Annotated in this window: 19 protein-coding genes; 7 read left to right on the top strand and 12 right to left on the bottom strand. The window is 69.9% G+C overall.

Translation table 11 applies throughout. The features are described 5' to 3' along the window. Positions 1–7: 7 nt before the first annotated feature. Both trxA and ACFWN2_RS13270 read right to left on the bottom strand, forming a co-directional pair. On the bottom strand, positions 8–328 hold the full coding sequence (gene trxA / locus ACFWN2_RS13265; RefSeq protein WP_382427279.1) for a thioredoxin: 321 nt from the start codon (positions 326–328) through the stop codon (positions 8–10). Positions 329–342: 14 nt separating this feature from the next. Beyond that, positions 343–2,070: a cytochrome c biogenesis protein DipZ gene (locus ACFWN2_RS13270; RefSeq protein ID WP_382427280.1), complete on the bottom strand. Its 1,728-nt coding sequence runs from the start codon at positions 2,068–2,070 to the stop codon at positions 343–345. Between the two features lie 279 nt (positions 2,071–2,349). On the opposite strand from ACFWN2_RS13270, the gene ACFWN2_RS13275 reads away from it, so the two are divergent. Next, positions 2,350–3,003, top strand: coding sequence for a fasciclin domain-containing protein (locus tag ACFWN2_RS13275; protein WP_382427282.1), 654 nt, complete (start codon positions 2,350–2,352; stop codon positions 3,001–3,003). Between the two features lie 62 nt (positions 3,004–3,065). Here ACFWN2_RS13275 and ACFWN2_RS13280 read toward each other — a convergent pair whose 3' ends face one another. Together ACFWN2_RS13280 and ACFWN2_RS13285 are read right to left on the bottom strand one after the other, a co-directional pair. Continuing rightward, positions 3,066–3,455, bottom strand: coding sequence for an NAD-binding protein (locus ACFWN2_RS13280; RefSeq protein WP_382427283.1), 390 nt, complete (start codon positions 3,453–3,455; stop codon positions 3,066–3,068). Between the two features lie 43 nt (positions 3,456–3,498). Next, on the bottom strand, positions 3,499–4,230 hold the full coding sequence (locus ACFWN2_RS13285; protein ID WP_382427285.1) for an anti-sigma factor domain-containing protein: 732 nt from the start codon (positions 4,228–4,230) through the stop codon (positions 3,499–3,501). A 279-nt stretch (positions 4,231–4,509) separates the two neighbouring features. Between ACFWN2_RS13285 and ACFWN2_RS13290 the strand changes: the two genes are divergently transcribed. After that, positions 4,510–5,391, top strand: coding sequence for an alpha/beta hydrolase (locus ACFWN2_RS13290; RefSeq protein WP_382427287.1), 882 nt, complete (start codon positions 4,510–4,512; stop codon positions 5,389–5,391). A gap of 18 nt (positions 5,392–5,409) precedes the next feature. Here ACFWN2_RS13290 and ACFWN2_RS13295 read toward each other — a convergent pair whose 3' ends face one another. After that, on the bottom strand, positions 5,410–6,057 hold the full coding sequence (locus ACFWN2_RS13295) for a TetR/AcrR family transcriptional regulator (RefSeq protein WP_382427289.1): 648 nt from the start codon (positions 6,055–6,057) through the stop codon (positions 5,410–5,412). Between the two features lie 151 nt (positions 6,058–6,208). Between ACFWN2_RS13295 and ACFWN2_RS13300 the strand changes: the two genes are divergently transcribed. Continuing rightward, positions 6,209–6,694: a hypothetical protein gene (locus tag ACFWN2_RS13300; RefSeq protein WP_382427291.1), complete on the top strand. Its 486-nt coding sequence runs from the start codon at positions 6,209–6,211 to the stop codon at positions 6,692–6,694. A gap of 22 nt (positions 6,695–6,716) precedes the next feature. Here the strand turns inward: ACFWN2_RS13300 and ACFWN2_RS13305 are convergent, their stop codons facing one another. From ACFWN2_RS13305 to ACFWN2_RS13315, 3 genes are all read right to left on the bottom strand, one after another. Then, a complete protein-coding gene (locus tag ACFWN2_RS13305; RefSeq protein ID WP_382427292.1) occupies positions 6,717–7,172 on the bottom strand; it encodes a DUF6924 domain-containing protein in 456 nt (151 codons plus the stop codon). 79 nt (positions 7,173–7,251) lie between these two features. Beyond that, positions 7,252–8,085, bottom strand: a complete 834-nt coding sequence (locus tag ACFWN2_RS13310) for an alpha/beta fold hydrolase (RefSeq protein ID WP_382427293.1) — start codon at positions 8,083–8,085, stop codon at positions 7,252–7,254. A gap of 84 nt (positions 8,086–8,169) precedes the next feature. Then, the gene (locus ACFWN2_RS13315; protein ID WP_382427294.1) at positions 8,170–9,384 is read right to left on the bottom strand and encodes a PucR family transcriptional regulator; all 1,215 of its coding nucleotides are present in this window, start codon (positions 9,382–9,384) and stop codon (positions 8,170–8,172) included. Between the two features lie 90 nt (positions 9,385–9,474). Here ACFWN2_RS13315 and ACFWN2_RS13320 point away from each other — a divergent pair, with 90 nt between their 5' ends. After that, positions 9,475–10,251, top strand: coding sequence for an SDR family NAD(P)-dependent oxidoreductase (locus ACFWN2_RS13320; protein WP_382427295.1), 777 nt, complete (start codon positions 9,475–9,477; stop codon positions 10,249–10,251). 30 nt (positions 10,252–10,281) lie between these two features. Here ACFWN2_RS13320 and ACFWN2_RS13325 read toward each other — a convergent pair whose 3' ends face one another. After that, positions 10,282–10,692 carry a hypothetical protein gene (locus ACFWN2_RS13325; RefSeq protein WP_382427297.1) on the bottom strand — a complete coding sequence of 137 codons (411 nt, stop codon included), beginning with the start codon at positions 10,690–10,692 and terminating at the stop codon, positions 10,282–10,284. A gap of 244 nt (positions 10,693–10,936) precedes the next feature. On the opposite strand from ACFWN2_RS13325, the gene ACFWN2_RS13330 reads away from it, so the two are divergent. Together ACFWN2_RS13330 and ACFWN2_RS13335 are read left to right on the top strand one after the other, a co-directional pair. After that, positions 10,937–11,293, top strand: a complete 357-nt coding sequence (locus ACFWN2_RS13330; RefSeq protein ID WP_382427298.1) for a YciI family protein — start codon at positions 10,937–10,939, stop codon at positions 11,291–11,293. Next, positions 11,290–12,531 carry an RNA polymerase sigma factor gene (locus ACFWN2_RS13335; protein WP_382427299.1) on the top strand — a complete coding sequence of 414 codons (1,242 nt, stop codon included), beginning with the start codon at positions 11,290–11,292 and terminating at the stop codon, positions 12,529–12,531. Before ACFWN2_RS13330 ends, ACFWN2_RS13335 begins: the two co-directional genes overlap by 4 nt. 6 nt (positions 12,532–12,537) lie before the next feature. On the opposite strand, the gene ACFWN2_RS13340 is transcribed toward ACFWN2_RS13335, so the two are convergent. Genes ACFWN2_RS13340 through ACFWN2_RS13350 form a run of 3 tightly spaced genes read right to left on the bottom strand, consistent with a single transcriptional unit; the run spans position 12,538 to position 14,758 of the window. Beyond that, entirely contained in the window at positions 12,538–13,497 is a 960-nt protein-coding gene (locus ACFWN2_RS13340; protein ID WP_382427301.1) for an ABC transporter permease subunit, read from the bottom strand. Continuing rightward, positions 13,494–14,366: an ABC transporter ATP-binding protein gene (locus ACFWN2_RS13345; RefSeq protein ID WP_382427303.1), complete on the bottom strand. Its 873-nt coding sequence runs from the start codon at positions 14,364–14,366 to the stop codon at positions 13,494–13,496. Before ACFWN2_RS13345 ends, ACFWN2_RS13340 begins: the two co-directional genes overlap by 4 nt. Next, on the bottom strand, positions 14,363–14,758 hold the full coding sequence (locus ACFWN2_RS13350; protein WP_382427305.1) for a GntR family transcriptional regulator: 396 nt from the start codon (positions 14,756–14,758) through the stop codon (positions 14,363–14,365). The genes ACFWN2_RS13345 and ACFWN2_RS13350 overlap by 4 nt, the downstream gene beginning before the upstream one ends. A 270-nt stretch (positions 14,759–15,028) precedes the next feature. On the opposite strand from ACFWN2_RS13350, the gene ACFWN2_RS13355 reads away from it, so the two are divergent. After that, positions 15,029–15,589 carry a snapalysin family zinc-dependent metalloprotease gene (locus tag ACFWN2_RS13355; RefSeq protein ID WP_382427306.1) on the top strand — a complete coding sequence of 187 codons (561 nt, stop codon included), beginning with the start codon at positions 15,029–15,031 and terminating at the stop codon, positions 15,587–15,589. Positions 15,590–15,736 lie beyond the last annotated feature (147 nt).

Below are 15,736 nucleotides of genomic sequence, written 5' to 3' on the forward strand. Positions count from 1 at the left end.
CTGGTGTTCAGAGCCAGGTGGACAGCGCCTTGACGATGTCCGCGCGCTTGCGGGGCGCGGTGAGGGTGGCGACGGGTTCGCCGCCGGAGAACAGCATGAGCGTGGGGATGCTGAGGACCTGGTAGCGGACGGCGATGTCGGGGTTCGCGTCGATGTCGACCTTCACCACCGAGATCTTGTCCTGGTGCTCTTCCGCGAGGCCGGTGACGACCGGGCTGAGCTGCTTGCACGGTCCGCACCACGGGGCCCAGAAGTCGACCAGGACGGGCTTGTCCGCGCCCAAGACCTCGCTGTCGAAGGATTCCGCAGTCACGTCGTCGAGTTCCATGGTGGTGTTCCTGATCAGCCGAAGGTGAAGGAGAAGGCCTGGACGCCGGGGCTGACGGTCGCGGTGAGCGAGCCGCCCTGGATCGTGGGCGTGAGGACGAGCTGGTAGGAGTTCGGGGTGCCGTCGACCTGGACGGTCTTGGTCTGGCCGCCGTCCTGGACGGTGACGGTTCCCTTGCCGGACAACACCATCCGGACTTCCTTGGCGCGGTAGTTGAGCTTGATCCGCCCGGAGTCGCCGGTGGGCGTGATGGACTGGGTGTCGAGCTTCCAGGCTCCGTCGAGGGCGAACGAGTCCGTTCCCTGGTTCTGCGGGAACTGGAAGGACTTCTCGCCGCTGGTGTACTGCTCGGTGCCGGCGAAGTTCACGCGCTTGGTGGAGCCCAGGTAGGTCTCCTGCGTGATGTCGCCAACGACCGGGGTGTCGTCGGCCAGTTCGGTGGCGGCCGGGAGTTGGACACCGGGCTTGGCGTCGTTCAGCAGCTGCCGGATGAGTTTCTCGGTGACCTGGTAGTCGCCTTCGCCGAACTTGATGTGGCGCACGGTGCCCTGGGCGTCGATCAGGTAGTGGGCGGGCCAGTAGCGGTTGCGGTAGTTGGTCCAGGTGCTGAGGTTGTTGTCCAGGGCGACCGGGTAGGTGATGCCGAAGTTCTTCGCGGCGGCCTCGACGTTGGCCGGTTCTTTCTCGAAGGCGTACTCGGGGGAGTGGACGCCGATGACCTGCAGGCCGGCGTCGCGGTAGGCCTTGTCCCAGGCGACGATGTGCGGGATGGAGCGCTGGCAGTTGATGCAGGAGTAGGCCCAGAAGTCGACCATCACGACCTTGCCGCGCAACGACTTCAGCTCCTGCGGCTGGGAGTTGACCCACTGCTGGATGTCGGTGATGTCCGGTGCGGTGCCGCAGCTCTCCAGGTCGGGGGCGCCGTCGGAGCACTTGTCGAGGTCCTTGTTCTGGTCGTTGACCAGACCGCCGAGGTTCAGCGCCCTCTTGACCTGTTCGGAGTTGTTCACCTTGTCCTGCAACGAAGCCGTGTAGTCCGGGATCGCCCGCTGCAACAGCTGCGGCAGGTTGAACACCAGGCCGAGAGCGAGCGCGATCATCACGACGCCCGCGGTGATGCGGATGCCTCGCTGGCGCTTGCGGAAGGCCTGCACGCGTTCGGCGACACGACGCCCGGCGAGCGCGAAGATCAGCAACGGGATCGCGGCGCCGACGGCGAAGGTGAGCGTGAGGACGACGGTCTCGGTGCCGATCCTGCCGGTCGAGCCGGCCACGGTGATGGCGGCGAGGACCGGGCCGGCGCACGGCACGTAGACGGCGCCCAGGGCGAGGCCGAGGGTGAAGCCGCCGCGGCTCGCGTCGGGGTTGCGTTGCGGGATCCAGGTGAACGGCTTCTCCAGCAGCTGCTCGAAGCGCGGCACGATCAGGCCGATGCCGATCAGGACGAGCACGACGATTCCGGCGTAGCGCAGGACGTCCTGCGGCAGGTTCAGCACCGTGAGCAGCAGCGAGCCGAACAGCGTGACGAGGCTGAAGCTGACGACGAGACCGGCGATGACGAGGTAGGGCCGGGCACGCGACGCCGGTTTGGTCGCCACGGCCACCCCGCCTGTCCCCGGTGTCGTCGAGCGGGCGCTCTGCGTGCCGCCGGAGAAGAAGATGACGGGGAGGACGGGCAGGATGCACGGCGAGATACCGGTGACCAGGCCGCCGATCAGGCCGATCAGTGCGAGGGTCAACATGTCTGGGCCCTACTCGGGTTGACGGAAGTGCGTGATGTCAGTGCTTCGCGACCGATCGCGTGGCGGATTGCCGTGCCGCGAATGTGCTTGCGAACACGAAAGAGTGAACCGAGCTCGCCGTCCACTGTGGATCTAATGGGCGGACGTCGGGTTGTTCGCGCTGGTGGTGCGAGGTTTGTGGATCTTTTGGTAACGGGTCGATAACCGCACCCATCCGCTCCGCTGGGAGCGGCGAATCACCTGCGACACCAACCGAACACTCCCTGGAGATGTCCCGTCATGAACAAGTCCGTCCGCAATACCGTCCTCGCCGTCGGCACCGCCGCGCTCGCCCTGTTCGGCGCGGCGTGCGGCTCGGGTGACATGGCCAGCAGTGGCAGCTCCAGCACCGCCGCCGCGCCCACCACGACCGCGTCCTCGTCGGCCGCGATGGCCGACCCGGCCAAGGACCTCGTCGGCCCCGGCTGTGCCGACTACGCCAAGCAGGTCCCGTCCGGCGCCGGTTCCGTGAGCGGCATGGCCGCCGACCCGGTCGCCGTCGCCGCGTCCAACAACCCGCTGCTCACCACCCTCGTGAGCGCGGTCTCCGGCAAGCTCAACCCGAAGGTCAACCTGGTCTCGACCCTCAACGGCGCCGAGTTCACCGTCTTCGCGCCGGTCGACTCCGCGTTCGCCAAGATCGACGCCGCGACCATCGAGAAGCTGAAGACCGACGACGCGCTGCTGACCAAGATCCTGACCTACCACGTCGTCCCCGGCCAGATCACGCCCGACAAGATCGTCGGCGACCAGAAGTCCGTCGAGACCGGCGTTGTGAAGGTCACCGGCACCAAGGACGCGCTGAAGGTCAACGACGCCAACGTGATCTGCGGCGGCGTGCACACCGCCAACGCCACCGTGTACCTCATCGACTCGGTCCTGATGCCCGCCTGACATCTCCAGGGCAGCAGTACCGCGACTCCGGGAACCGCACTGCGATGCGGTTCCCGGATTTTTCACGTTTTCCGGTCGTCCGGTTGTCGCACGTGGACGGTCACGGCCTCCTCGGACACGAAGATCGAGTGGTTCTCCGGTTCGCGGACGATCACCACGACGACGGCCTCGGGGTTCAGGCGCCGGATCGACTTCATGATCAGGAACGCGTTGAGGTCGTCGGGGACCGCCACGACCACGCGGTCGGCGACACCGGCGGCGACCTCGTCCAGCGCGCATCTGTCCCGTCCGTCGCCGACGACCGCGTCGGCACCGTTGGCCGCTGCCTCGGCGACCGCGAAGAAGTCCTTGTCCAGCACGGTCAGTCGTGCGTCCGGCTGGGACGCCAGCACCGCGTTCACCGCGCAGCGTCCGGTGTCGCCGTATCCGATGACGAGAATGTGATCGGTCACGCACGGGGATTCGGCGCGACACCCGACCCGGATTGCGTCTGATTCAGCGAAGGACCACCGTGAGGACGGGAGAGCTCGTCGGGCTCGGTGAGCCATCGGCAGGCTCGACGGTGAAAGTCGCTTCCCGAGCGCCCGCTATCCCGCGCACGAACAGCGAGGTCATCTCGCCCGCCGGACGCGTGGTGCCCGCCGACCGCGGACCGTGCTCGTCCACCAGCCACAACTGGTAGACCTGGTCGCGCGGCAGCGCGCGCAGACCGTTCGCGAGGACGAGCATCTCGTCCCGGTCGCGGGAGATCGCCGCGGAACCCTCCGACACTCCTGCAGTGACGAGCCGCATGTCCGGCGCCGCGAGCAGATCACCGACCTGGGTGTGAGGCGGCGGTGCCACCGGCATGACCGTCGGCGACGTCAGCGCGCTGTTCACGCCGGCCACCCCGGCGGCGACCACGCAGGCGGCCGCGACGAGTGCGGCGGCGCGGCTGAGGCCTTGGCGCTGGGAGTGCACCTTCTCGAACCGGTACGCCGGCGGTGTCTGCCGCACGTCGCGGATCGCCTGCAGCACGTGTGGCCGGAGGTCCGACGGGACGAGGTGGTCCACCGCCCGGCCGAGCCGGGCCGCGGTCTCGCTGAACCCGGCCACCTCGTCCGCGCAGTTCCGGCAGCCGCTCAGATGCGCCTCGAACTCGGCTCGCTCGGCGTCCGGCAACGCGCCGAGGGCGTGGGCACCGGTCTGCAGGTGCGGGTTGATCGCACTCGGCGTTCCCGGTTTCACGGCAGTGGTTCGAAGCCGTTCGACGAACGGATTGGCCTGATCACGTCGAGTCCGAAGTGGACTTCGAGTCACCTCGTCAGGTGCACGGCGATGTCATACCAATCCGGCGGGGCGTCTGGCACGGATCTGTTGTGTGCGGATCCGCCAGATGCGGTTCAGCCGGTTCGGGCCGGCGCCGCGCATGTCCCCGTGCGTCCGCGGTTGGAACCGGACGCACGGGGACTTCTCATTGCTCGGCTGAAACCGATCCGACAGGCGCACAGCAACGAAGGACCCTGTGTGAAGTTCAGTGACCGGATCGCCGCGGCGACGATGCACGCCACCGCCCGCTGGACCGTGCGCTACGGCGAGGTGCTCCGCTTCGCCGGTACCGATCTGCCCCGGCCTCGCCTGATCCGGGTGCCCACCCGGCACGGCCGCGTCCGCGTGCACGTCTACCGGCCGCTCTCGGAACCGGTGCCCGGCGCCGCGCACGTCCACTTCCACGGCGGCGCGTTCCTGATGCGCTACCCGTTCATGGACGACTGGTGGTGCCGCTACCTCGCCGCGACCACCAACGTCCCCGTGCTCAACGTCGACTTCCGCGCCGCGCCGTACGTCACCTATCCCGTCGCCCACCACCAATGCCACGACGTCGCGGCCTGGGCAGCCGCGGGCGGCGGTGAACTGCGGCTGGACGGCGGCCGGATCTCGGTCGGCGGGTTCTCCTCCGGCGGCAACCTCGCGGCCTCGGTCAGTCTGCAAGCCCGCGACGGAGGACGGTGGCTTCCCGCGTTGCAGGTGCTAGGTATCCCCGTCCTCGACTTCCACGGCGAACACGGCTACGACGAGCCGGGCATGATCACGCCGGAGCTGCGGCGGCTCGTGCGGCGGGTCTACTTCCCGGACCCCATCGACCGGACTGATCCGTACGCTTCTCCTTTGCTGGCAACGGATCTGTCGGGCCTGCCACCGGCTGTGGTGCTCACAGCCGAACGCGACGTGCTCCGCAACGACGGCCGCCGCTACTCCGCTCGCCTGCGGGAGGCCGGCGTACCGGTTCGTCACGACGAGACGCCCGGCACCGACCACTACTTCCTCACCGAAAACCCCGTCCGCGCTCGCACCACCATGGCCATGGTCGCCGAGTCCATCCGCGCGGCGGTGTCGGCAAAGGCTTGACCAGGAACACCGTGCCGGTCAACCGGTGAGGTGTGCGAGGTGCCGGGCGTACTGGTCGAGCACGTCGTCGCGGCTCGGCCAGGGGAAGTCGGCGGTCGTGTGCAGCAGCGTGACGTAGCCGTGCAGCGCCGCCCACAGCAGAGTGGCGTCGCGCTGGGGGTCGGTGCTGGTGGAGGTGCCTTCCTTCACGCAGGCGGCGACGGCTTGCACGAGCATTCCGAACGCGTGGGCGCCCGGCATCGTGTCCACCTGTTTCGGTGGCACCACGCCGGACTCGACCTGGCGCAGGAGCGCCACCTTCTCCTGGTTGAACAGGAGGTTGTAGAGCCGGGGGCTCTCGACGGCGAACGCCGCGTAGGCCCGGCATAGGGCGTGCAGCCGCCCCACCGCGTCGTGCCGCGTTGCCTTCGCGTCGTCCAGGTAGGAGTGCAGCCTGTCGAACGCCAGGGTGACCACGGCCGCCATGACGGCGTCGAGGTTCTCGAAGTGCGAGTAGATCGAGGGCGCCGTGACACCGGCCTGGCGCGCCACGCCCCGCAGGGTGATGGCCGAGGGATCGGGGGTGTCCTCCACCAGGCGGAGGGCGGCGGTGACGATCTCCGTGCGCAGTTCGCCGCCAGCCCCTCGCGGGTTGGGCCTGCGCTGGTGCTCCGCGGTGTGGTCCATGCCATCACTTTACAGCTGTTTGGCTTCACGGTACAGTTCGCCTAACAGCTGTTTAGCGATGATTGTTCGCGACGAATCCCAGCTGCGCTCTTCTGTATTCATGGCGTATTGGCGCTGAACCGTGCCCGAATTCTTGAGAAAGGTGAGGAACATGAAGCACACCGGAGTGGTGACCCTGGACGTCCCCGCCGAGCGGGTCGACCTGGAGAACTGGCTCTTCACGCTGTCCGACGCCGAGTACCAGGCCTGCGCGCGGGGGCACCGCGCCGCGGGGACGTTCGTGCAGGACGGGACCCGCGGCACCGTCAACGTCGAGGCGATCGGCGGGCATCTGATCGTCCAGCACTACCAGGAGCTTTCCGCGGCACCGGCCCGCGTGGAGATGCTGTCGAAGCGCAGCCGCGTGTACCTGTTCCACCTCTTTCCGGCGACCATCCAGGTCCGCTGGACGATGGCCGTCGAGGCGCGCCCCGAGGACACGTCGGAGTTCCGCTGCACCGTCGAACTGACCATGCCTCCAGTGCTGCGGTTCCTCGGGGCGATCTCCTTCCTCGGCTTGGCCATTCGTGCTCACACGGTCGAGGAGACGAAGCTCTTCGGCGACGACATCGTGCGCAAGATCCGGTCCTCGGTGTGAACGGCGGTTCCGTGTCGCGAGCTCAGGATTGCGGGGTCGTCCCGTTGTACGACTGCAGCTCGGCCAACGCCTGGAGGTGCCGCTCGGAAGTTCGGTGGACTTCGGCGCCGCCGAGCGAGTCCAGGTAGTCGTCGAAGCAGAGGTTGTCGATCGCCAGGTTGCCGATGACGGACTGGAACTCGTCGATCGCGACCCGGAACGTCCGGCCGGGCTTCTGGAGGACGTCGATCAGCAGCAGCGAGCGTTCGGTGGAGCCGAAGGTGACGTCGTCCGCCACGACGAGCACCGGGTAGCGACGGCCCTGCGGAACCAGCGCCACCAGTTCGTCCGCGGACAGCCCTCGATGACCGGGATCGGCCACGACCGTCACCCAGTCTTCACCGGTCTCGTCCAGCAACGCCTGCCAAGCTTCGTCATCGGTGAAGTCGGTGCGCAGGAACGGCGAGAAGTCGGTCTCGGGCAACGGTGCGGTGGTCACGCTCTCTCCTCGGTGCCGGCACAGGTGTTGTGACCGATCATGCCGGGAACGGGTGATCAGCGTCAGGAGATCGGTGCCGTCAGCTGAGGAACTTGTCGAGGACCGCGTTGAACGCCGTCGGGTTCTCCAGGAACACGAAGTGGGAGCTCGCGTCGGTGGTGGGGAAGACGTGCAGCTCGGCGCCGGGGACCCGCTCGGCGATGTAGCGCTGGGAGTCCGGGCTGACGTGGCTCCCGTCGCAACCGAGGACCAGGGTCGGGACGTCGATGCGGGGCAGCACGTCTCGCCAGTCCTGGGCGCAGTGGTCGAACAGCAGTGGAACCGCCGCGCGGGCGGGAGTGGCGGTGATCTCGTTCGCGACGAACTCCCACACCTCGGGGTCCGTGTCACCGGAGAACATCGAGCGGACGAACGCCTCGCGGACCGTCGCGCCGTCCGGTCCGTGCAGATCGCCGTTGAGGGTGAGGAGCCCGGCCACGTCGAAGATCGCGCCCGACTCGGTCTGCTCGGCGGCCGACATCCACGGCACGGCGGCGACCGCTGCGGGCTGGTCGACGATCACGAGGCGGCGCAACCGGGTGGTGCCGTGGTGGTCGATGTGGCTCCACAGCACGGAGGCGCCCATCGACCACCCGAGCGCGTCGACCTGGTCGAGGCCGAGGTGGTCGAGCAGCTGGACGAAGTCCTGGGCGAGCCGGGCGATGCGGTAACCGTGGTGCGGTTTGTCCGACAGGCCGTGTCCGCGCTGGTCGAAGGTGATCACCCTGCGGTCGCCCAGACCGCCGAGCTGGTGGCGGAACATCGCCTGCGTCTGGCCCCAGCCGTGCAGCATCACCAGCGGGACGTCGCTGCCAGAGCCGCCGGAGTCCTGGTAGGTCAGCGTGACGCCGTCGTTGGTGCTGAAGGTGGGCATGGCGATCTCCTCGTCGAGTCGGCCAGGATGCCGAGCAGTCTCGGACCGGCGTCACCTGGACCACCACCGCCGTCCGACGAGAGTTCACCCCTCGGCGTGCTCCGATTGTCGAATGACGTCGGCCAGGACGAGCCCGAGGTGCAGGACGAGCCGCGTCGGCCCGTCGCCCACCACGTCCAGGCCGGTCAGGTGCCGGAGCCTGCTGAGCCGGTAGTAGAGGGTGGTCCGGTGGACGTGCAGCCGCTCGGCGGCGAGGGGACCGTTGCCCGCCGCGTCGAGGTACATCCGCACGGTCTCGGTGAACTGGCCGTCCGCGTCGGCCGCGCGCAACCTGTGGAGTTCGTCGGGCAGCACCGCTTCGGTCAGCTCGGCGTCCGGGATCGACAGCAGCGGCCCGAGAACACCCAGCTCCGACCATCCGGCGACCGGTCCGCGCAACCCGAGGGCCGCCGCGCGACGCGCCAGCGAGGCCTGCCGCAGCGAAGTGACGGCGTGCGTGAGGCCGGGGCCGGTGCTGCCGATTCCCGCGACGCAGCGGAAGTGACCGAGGGCGATCTCGTGGACGCGGTCGAGCACGCCGGTGATCCGTGCGGTCAGCGACTCGGCCGGCTCCGACGCGCCGAGCAGCACCACGGCGTGGTCGCCGGTCACCGAGACCAGCTGGTCCGTCGGCGCCGCCCGCCGTGGGCCGGACAACGCGTGGCGCAACGCGACCTCGATGTGCGGGGTCGTCGTGGTGCGAGTGCCCGCCACGGCGATCTCGACCGCGGTGACCACGGCGAACCGTGCGGCGCGGCCGCTCGCGTGCACCACCTGCTGAGCGGCCCGCCGAGCGGACTGGTCAGGACCGGCCAGGTCGAGCACGGTCTGGTCGTCGTTCCCGGCCGACGCCGCCCGGCCGGTCTCGGTGTGCAGCACCAGCGCCAGCTCCCTGGCGGACTCGTTGACCTGGGCGAGTTCCGCGGTGGTCATGGACTGGTCGGCGTCCATCACCATCAGCAGGCCGAGCAGCGCGCCCTCCCAGCGCACCGGCACGCAGACCCTGGCGTGCATGCCGATCGCCTCGTTCGCGGGGATCAGTCCGGCCCTGGTCCAGGTCGACACCCCCTGAGCCAGCACGTGCCCGCGGGCGGCGGGTTCGGCGACGTGGTCGAGCACTGCCCGGATGCGCACGGGGTCCTCGTCGCCGTAGTGCGGGCTGGCGTAGAGCATCTGCATGGCCGGGTCGTTCACCACGACCGACCGCGACAGGTCGGTGGCGAGGGCGTTGATCAGTTCGGGCACGGCCGTGCTCGTCATGCGCCGGATTCTACAATCGGAGCATCCGTCCCGGCCGTTCCTCGTCGGCGGACGGTGGGGCGGGGCGCGGGGCGGCGTCATCGTTGACCGATGAGCGAACGCGAGCTGGACGGCCGTGTGGTGATCGTCTTCGGCGCGGGTTCCAGCGGCCACGGCCTGAGCAACGGCGAGGCCGCGGCACTGGCCTACGCCCGCGCGGGGGCGCTGGTGGCCGCTGTGGACCGCGACACCGCCGAAGCCGAACGAGTCGCGAAGGCGATCACCGCGTCCGGGGGTGCCGCGCTCGCCGTCACCGCCGACGTCACGGTGGAAGCCGACGTCGGCGCCGCGATCGAGCTGGTGGTGCGAACCATGGGGCCGCCGCACGTGCTGCACAACAACGTGGGCGCGGCGGTCTCCGGCGAACTCGCCGTCACCGACCTCGACACGTGGAACCACGGCATCGCGGTCAACCTGACCAGCGCCTACCTCACCTGCCGGTACACCATCCCGCACATGCTCGCGGCTGGCCGCGGCGCCATCGTCAACGTGTCGTCGCTGGCCGCGATCCGCGACACCGGCTACGTCTACCCGGTCTACAGCGCGGCCAAGGCCGGCCTGAACCAGCTGACCGTCTCGCTCGCGCTGACCCACGCCCGCGACGGACTCCGTGCCAACGCCGTGCTGCCCGGGCTGATCGACACGCCGATGGTGGCCCGTCAGGTCACCGCCGACCCCGGCGCCCGCCACGCGGCGAGCCCGACGGGCCGGATGGGTTCGCCGCACGACGTCGCCAACGCCTCGGTGTTCCTCGCCTCCGACCGCGCCGCCTACGTCAACGGCGTCTGCCTGCCGGTCGACGGTGGTCTCTCCGCCCGGTCCACATGAGACCGGACGTTGGCAACGAGCCATGGTGTCCTAGTAGGTCGGGCAGATGTGCTCGCGGACGACGGCGAGGATCTTCTCCGCCTTCTCCTCGCCGAATCCGGCACCGTGACCCGGTTCCGTGAACCGCTTGTTCGTGAGGTCGATCAGCTTCACCTGGTCTGTGGGGAAGGACTTCACACTCGCGCAGTGGAAGCGTCCGATGACGACGGCCCTGTCGGTGTTCTTCTCGTCCACGATGGCGGGGTCGATCGCCCGCAGGTCGTCGAGGTAGGCCTTCGTGGTCGGCGCGTCCGGCCTCGGCGGGATGTCCGCGCCGGCTGACTCGGACGTCGCGCTGGTAGGCGGTGTTGTGCTGGCAGGAGGGGTGGCCGCGGGCTGCGTGCCACACCCCGCCAGTCCGAGCATCACGAGTGCCGCCACTGCGGTGGAAAGTCGAGTCACAAGCGTTCCCTCATGCCGATGCAGGCGGTGTTGCCCGCGGTCTGACCCGTGCGCGTCGGCAGGGGCTTGGCCGCCATCGTCTCCGGGCATGGCGTGCGGCGTGTGGAGCGTCACCAACCTGTAGCCGGGCTGTGCGAAAACCAGCCCCAGATGTCCCGCGCGAACTGTCGATCTGCGGCTCGCCCGGTTCGTCGTAGGGTGGAGGCCGCCCACCGAGGGGGCCCGCACCCGAGGGGTTGACGACGTGGCGAAGTACATGATCCTCATCTACGGCGACGCCGAGCAGTGGGACGCGATGACCGACGAGCAGTGGAAGGCGCACAACGCCGGCCACGCGGCGTTCGTGGCCAAGGCCGGCGCTCGCTTTCTCGACGGTCAGCAGCTCGAACCGGCTCCCGTGGCCACCTCGTTGCGCGCGGACGCGAGCGGCCGGGTCCACACCACCGACGGCCCGTTCCTGGAGACCAAGGAAGGGCTCGGCGGCTACTACCTGCTCGAAGCGGCGGACCTGGACGAGGTGCTGGAGCTGGCCGGGCTGCTGCCCGAGCTGAACTACGCGCACAGCGGCCTGGAGATCCGTCCCGTGGTCGAGCGCGGGTGAGCGACCCGCGGGACGAGGTCGTCGCGGCGGTGGCCGAGGCCTACCGCCGCGACTGGACCAGGGTGTTCAGCACCACCGCGCGGCTGACCCGGGATCTCGACCTGGCTGAGGAGTGCGTGCAGGACGCGTACGCGCAAGCCCTGGAGACGTGGGGCGCGACGGGTGTTCCGGATCGGCCGGGTGCCTGGTTGACGACCACCGCCCGCAACCGGGCCCTCGACGTGGTGCGCCGTGATTCGGCGTTCCGGCGCCGGATGCCTCTGCTGGTCGCGGACGAGACGGTGCAGGGGCCCGAGGACGTCCTGGACGACGACCGGTTGCGGCTCATCTTCACGTGCACCCACCCCGCGCTGTCGGTGGACGCCCAGGTGGCGCTGACGCTGCGGCTGGTCTGCGGTCTGTCCACACCGGAGGTGGCGCGCGCGTTCCTGGTGCCACCGGCCACCATGGCCGCCCGGATCACCAGGGCCAAGAGGAAGATCGCCGCGGCGCGGATCCCTTACCGCGTACCGGGTCCGGACCAGCTGGAGGAGCGGGTCGGCGCCGTCCTGGAGGTCGTCCACCTGATCTTCACCACCGGGCACACCGCGCCGTTCGGTGCCGACCTGGTGCGCCGCGACCTGACCGGGAGCGCGATCCGCCTGGCCCGCCTGGTGCACCTGCTCATGCCGGCCAACGCGGCGGCCGGCGCCCTGCTTGCCTTGCTGCTGCTCATATCGGCGCGTCAGGAGACGCGGACGACCGCTGACGGACGCCTGTTGCTGTTGTCCGAACAGGACCGCTCGCGCTGGGACCGGCAGCTCATCGCCGAGGGGCAGTCGTTGCTGACCGAGGCCCTGCTGCGGCGGCCGCCGACCCGGTACGCCCTGCAGGCCGCGATCGCGGCACTGCACGCGGAAGCGCCGAGCTGGGCCGGCACCGACTGGGCGGAGATCGTCAGCCTCTACGACGTCCTGCTCCGGATGTGGCCGTCCCCGGTGGTCGAGCTCAACCGCGCCGTCGCGGTCGGGATGCGCGACGGGCCGCGGGCCGGACTGGACGCGCTGACGCCGTTGCTGGCCGATCCGGCGCTCGCCACGTACGGGTATCTCAGCGCCACCCGCGCCGACTTCCTGCGTCGGCTGGAGGACTGGCCGCAAGCCGTGACAGCGTATGAGGAAGCGCTGACGCTGACCGACAACGAGGTCGAACGCGCTTTTCTCACCGAACGGCTGGCGGAGGTCGCGCGGAACCTGTGACGGCCGCTAGATCACGCGGCGCCGCACCCGCCACACCACCACGCCGATCAGGACCGCCGCGACGCCGACGAACAGCGCCGCCTCGATGATCTGGAACGTCCAGAACCGGTCGGCCGGGTGGTAGACCTCGAACCGCTGGACACCCCGCGCGTGCAGGAACCGGTCGAGGTCGGTGCCGGCCCGGTCGGCGGCGGCCTCCAGTTCGGAGTGCTCGGTCGAGCTCAGCCTGCGCCCGGTGGCGTCCGCGTAGCCGCGTTCGATCACCCAGTCGGCGACGCCGGAGGCTCGATCCTTCGAACCGACGGGGATCGCCTCCGTGGTGGTGAGCGGCGTGGCGTACGCGGGACGGGCCAGCAGCGCCACCCCCATCCTGGCGGCGAGGAACGCCCCGAACGCGACGCCGAACGCGGGCAGGCTGCGCCGCAGGACCGCCCCGGCGGCGGTGGCGACGCCGAACGCGAACAGGGCGTACGCCACCGGAACGAGTCCCTGCAGGTCGAAGGCGTCGTACTGGAAGCGCCCCTCCCACGCGTCGAACGGCCGGCGGAACCAGGTGAGGACCGCGGTGAACGTCCCGGTGAGCGCGACGGTGACGCCCGCCAGCGCCACGAGCTTGGCCGCCAGCCAGCGCATCCGCGGCACGGCCTGGGTCCAGGCGAGCTGCCAGGTGCCGTCCTCCAGCTCGCGCGCGAGCAGTGGCGCGCCGAGGAACGCGCCGATGACGACGGGCATCAGGTAGAAGGCCGCGAGGAGGTTCTCGACGAACCCGTACTCGTCGTCGAGCCGGCGGAACGACGCCGTGCAGGCCTCGTCGACGCCGGCCAGTCCCGCGCACCGGGCCGGCCCGCCGGGGAACAGCTCGTGGGCCTGCGTCCCGAGCACGAGCAGGGCGATGCCGAACACGCCGACGAGCAGACCCAGTACGCAGACCTCGGTCCGGTGCTGGCGCCAGAGCAACCACGTCATGCCGTCACCCCCGGCCGGCGCAGGTACGCCAGCACCAGGTCCTCCAGCGCGACCGGCCTGGCCTGCCACCCCGGCGCGGCCGGGATCGCGCCGTCGCGCACCAGCAGGGTCGTGTGCCGGTCGCTGTGGACGGCCTCCACGACGGCGCCCGACCGGTCGAGGTCGGTGTCCGTGCGCGGGCCGACGAGCAGCCGGTGCTCGGCGAGGAGGGTGTCGATGTCACCGGTGAGCGTGACCCTGCCGTGGTTGAGCACGATCAGGTGGTCGCAGACGCGTTCCAGCTCGTGCACGACGTGGGAGGAGAACAGGACGGTCACCCCGCCTTCGGCCACCGCGCCCATGAGGACCTGGAGGAACTCGTGCCTGGCCAACGGGTCGAGGCTGGCCACCGGCTCGTCGAGGACGAGCAGGTCCGGCCGCTTCGCGAGGGCCAGCGCCAGCGCGACCTGGGCCTGCTGCCCGCCGGAGAGCGTGCCGGTCCTGCGGTCGAGCGGGATGCCCAGCTTCGCCAGCCGCCGTTCGGCCAGCCCCTGGTCGAACCGCAGGTTGCAGGCGCGGCCGAAGCGGAGCATCTCGGCGACCGTGAAGCGCTTGTACAGCGGGTGGTCCTGGGCCAGGAACCCGATCCGGGACAGGGTGTGCGGGGTGCTGGCGGTGACGTCGTGGCCGAGGACCTCCACGGTGCCGGTGCTCGGCGCCAGCAACCCGGCGACCAGGCGCAGCAGCGTGGTCTTGCCCGCGCCGTTCGGCCCGACCAGTGCGATCACGCCACCCGCGGGCAGCGCCAGGGTGCAGTCGCGCAGCGCCCAGCCCTTCCGGTACCGCTTGCCCACGCCGTCGGTGCGCAGCGCGAACCCGGTCGCCGTCACGCCACGCCCTCGTTCCTCGTCTGCTGGTGCACGGAGGCGAAGAGCGCGTTGACCGCCTGCTCGTCGAGGCCGGCCGCGTAGGCGCGGCGCAACCAGGTCGCCAGGCCGCGGTGCAGCGACGTGTACGTCGACGCCGGCACCGCGGCCGACTGCTGTTCGTTGACGAACGTGCCCTGGCCGGGCCTGCCGGTGACCAGGTCCTCCTGCTCCATCTGCCGGTAGGCCTTGGCGACGGTGTTCGGGTTGATCGCCAGGTCCTCGACCGCCTCGCGGATGAGCGGGAGGCGGTCACCGGGCCGCAGGAAGCCCAGCAGCACCGCCTGGCGGACCTGCTGGACGAGTTGCAGGTACGGCGGCACGCCGGAGTGGGTGTCGAGCCGGAAGACGAACACGGTAGCCCCTCACTGCTTTACTAGTTCAATAGTAAAGCAGTAGAAGGCCCTGTCGTGCAGCTGCCCGGTGGGGGTTGACGCACCGTGACGGGTATTCGCCCCCTTTGCAAGTCTTTCACCGCATTCATCCGAATAACGGGAATCGTCAACCGTCAAGAGCGCCGAAACGCTTCACGCCAATGGCGGGCGAGTGGGCGCGACGCCCTTCCTTACGTTGGGTGGCGGAACCCCGAGGTTCCATTCTTCGCACCCTGCAAGCGAGGAGAACCCATGTTCAGGAAAGTCGTCCTGTCCGTCGCGCTCGCCGCGGCCACGACCGTCGTCGCACCCCTGACCGGCCACGCGTCGGCCGCGGAGGCCCCGATCACCGCGGCGGCGGTCAACGTCTACTACGACACCAGCAGCGCACCCACGTTCGCGAGTGCCATTCGTCAGGGCGCGGCGAACTGGAACGCGCGGGTGTCCAACGTGAAGCTGGTGGAGAACCGCAGCGCGGCCACCCTGCGTTATCGCGAGGGCAATGACCCGCGCGGTTCGTACGCCTCCACCAACGGCCACGGCAGCGGCACGATCTTCATCGACTACACGCAGGCGCGGCAGTACTACGTCACCCGCATCACCGCGCACGAGACCGGGCACGCCCTCGGTCTGCCCGACCACTACAGCGGTCCGTGCTCGGAGCTGATGTCGGGCGGTGGTCCGGGCACGTCGTGCACCGTCGCCTCGCCCAACGCCACCGAGGCGGCGCGCGTGAACTCCTTGTGGGCCAACGGGTTCGTCGGCTCCTACGAGTGGAAGGTGATCTACGAGCAGATCCCCGTCCACTCCTGACCGGGCGGCCCGGGCCGGAAACCCCTGATCTCCCAACGAGAAGCGGGGGCGCCCCCCGCCGGGGGGGGGGGCCGCGGGCGGGTAAACAGAGGCGAGAGCCGGTGGGCGACCGCGGCGATGCGGGCGGCCCGGCCCGGGCGGGCGCGC

It is taken from the genome of Lentzea sp. NPDC058436 (genome assembly GCF_042721515.1).
Taxonomy (GTDB): Bacteria; Actinomycetota; Actinomycetes; order Mycobacteriales; family Pseudonocardiaceae; genus Lentzea.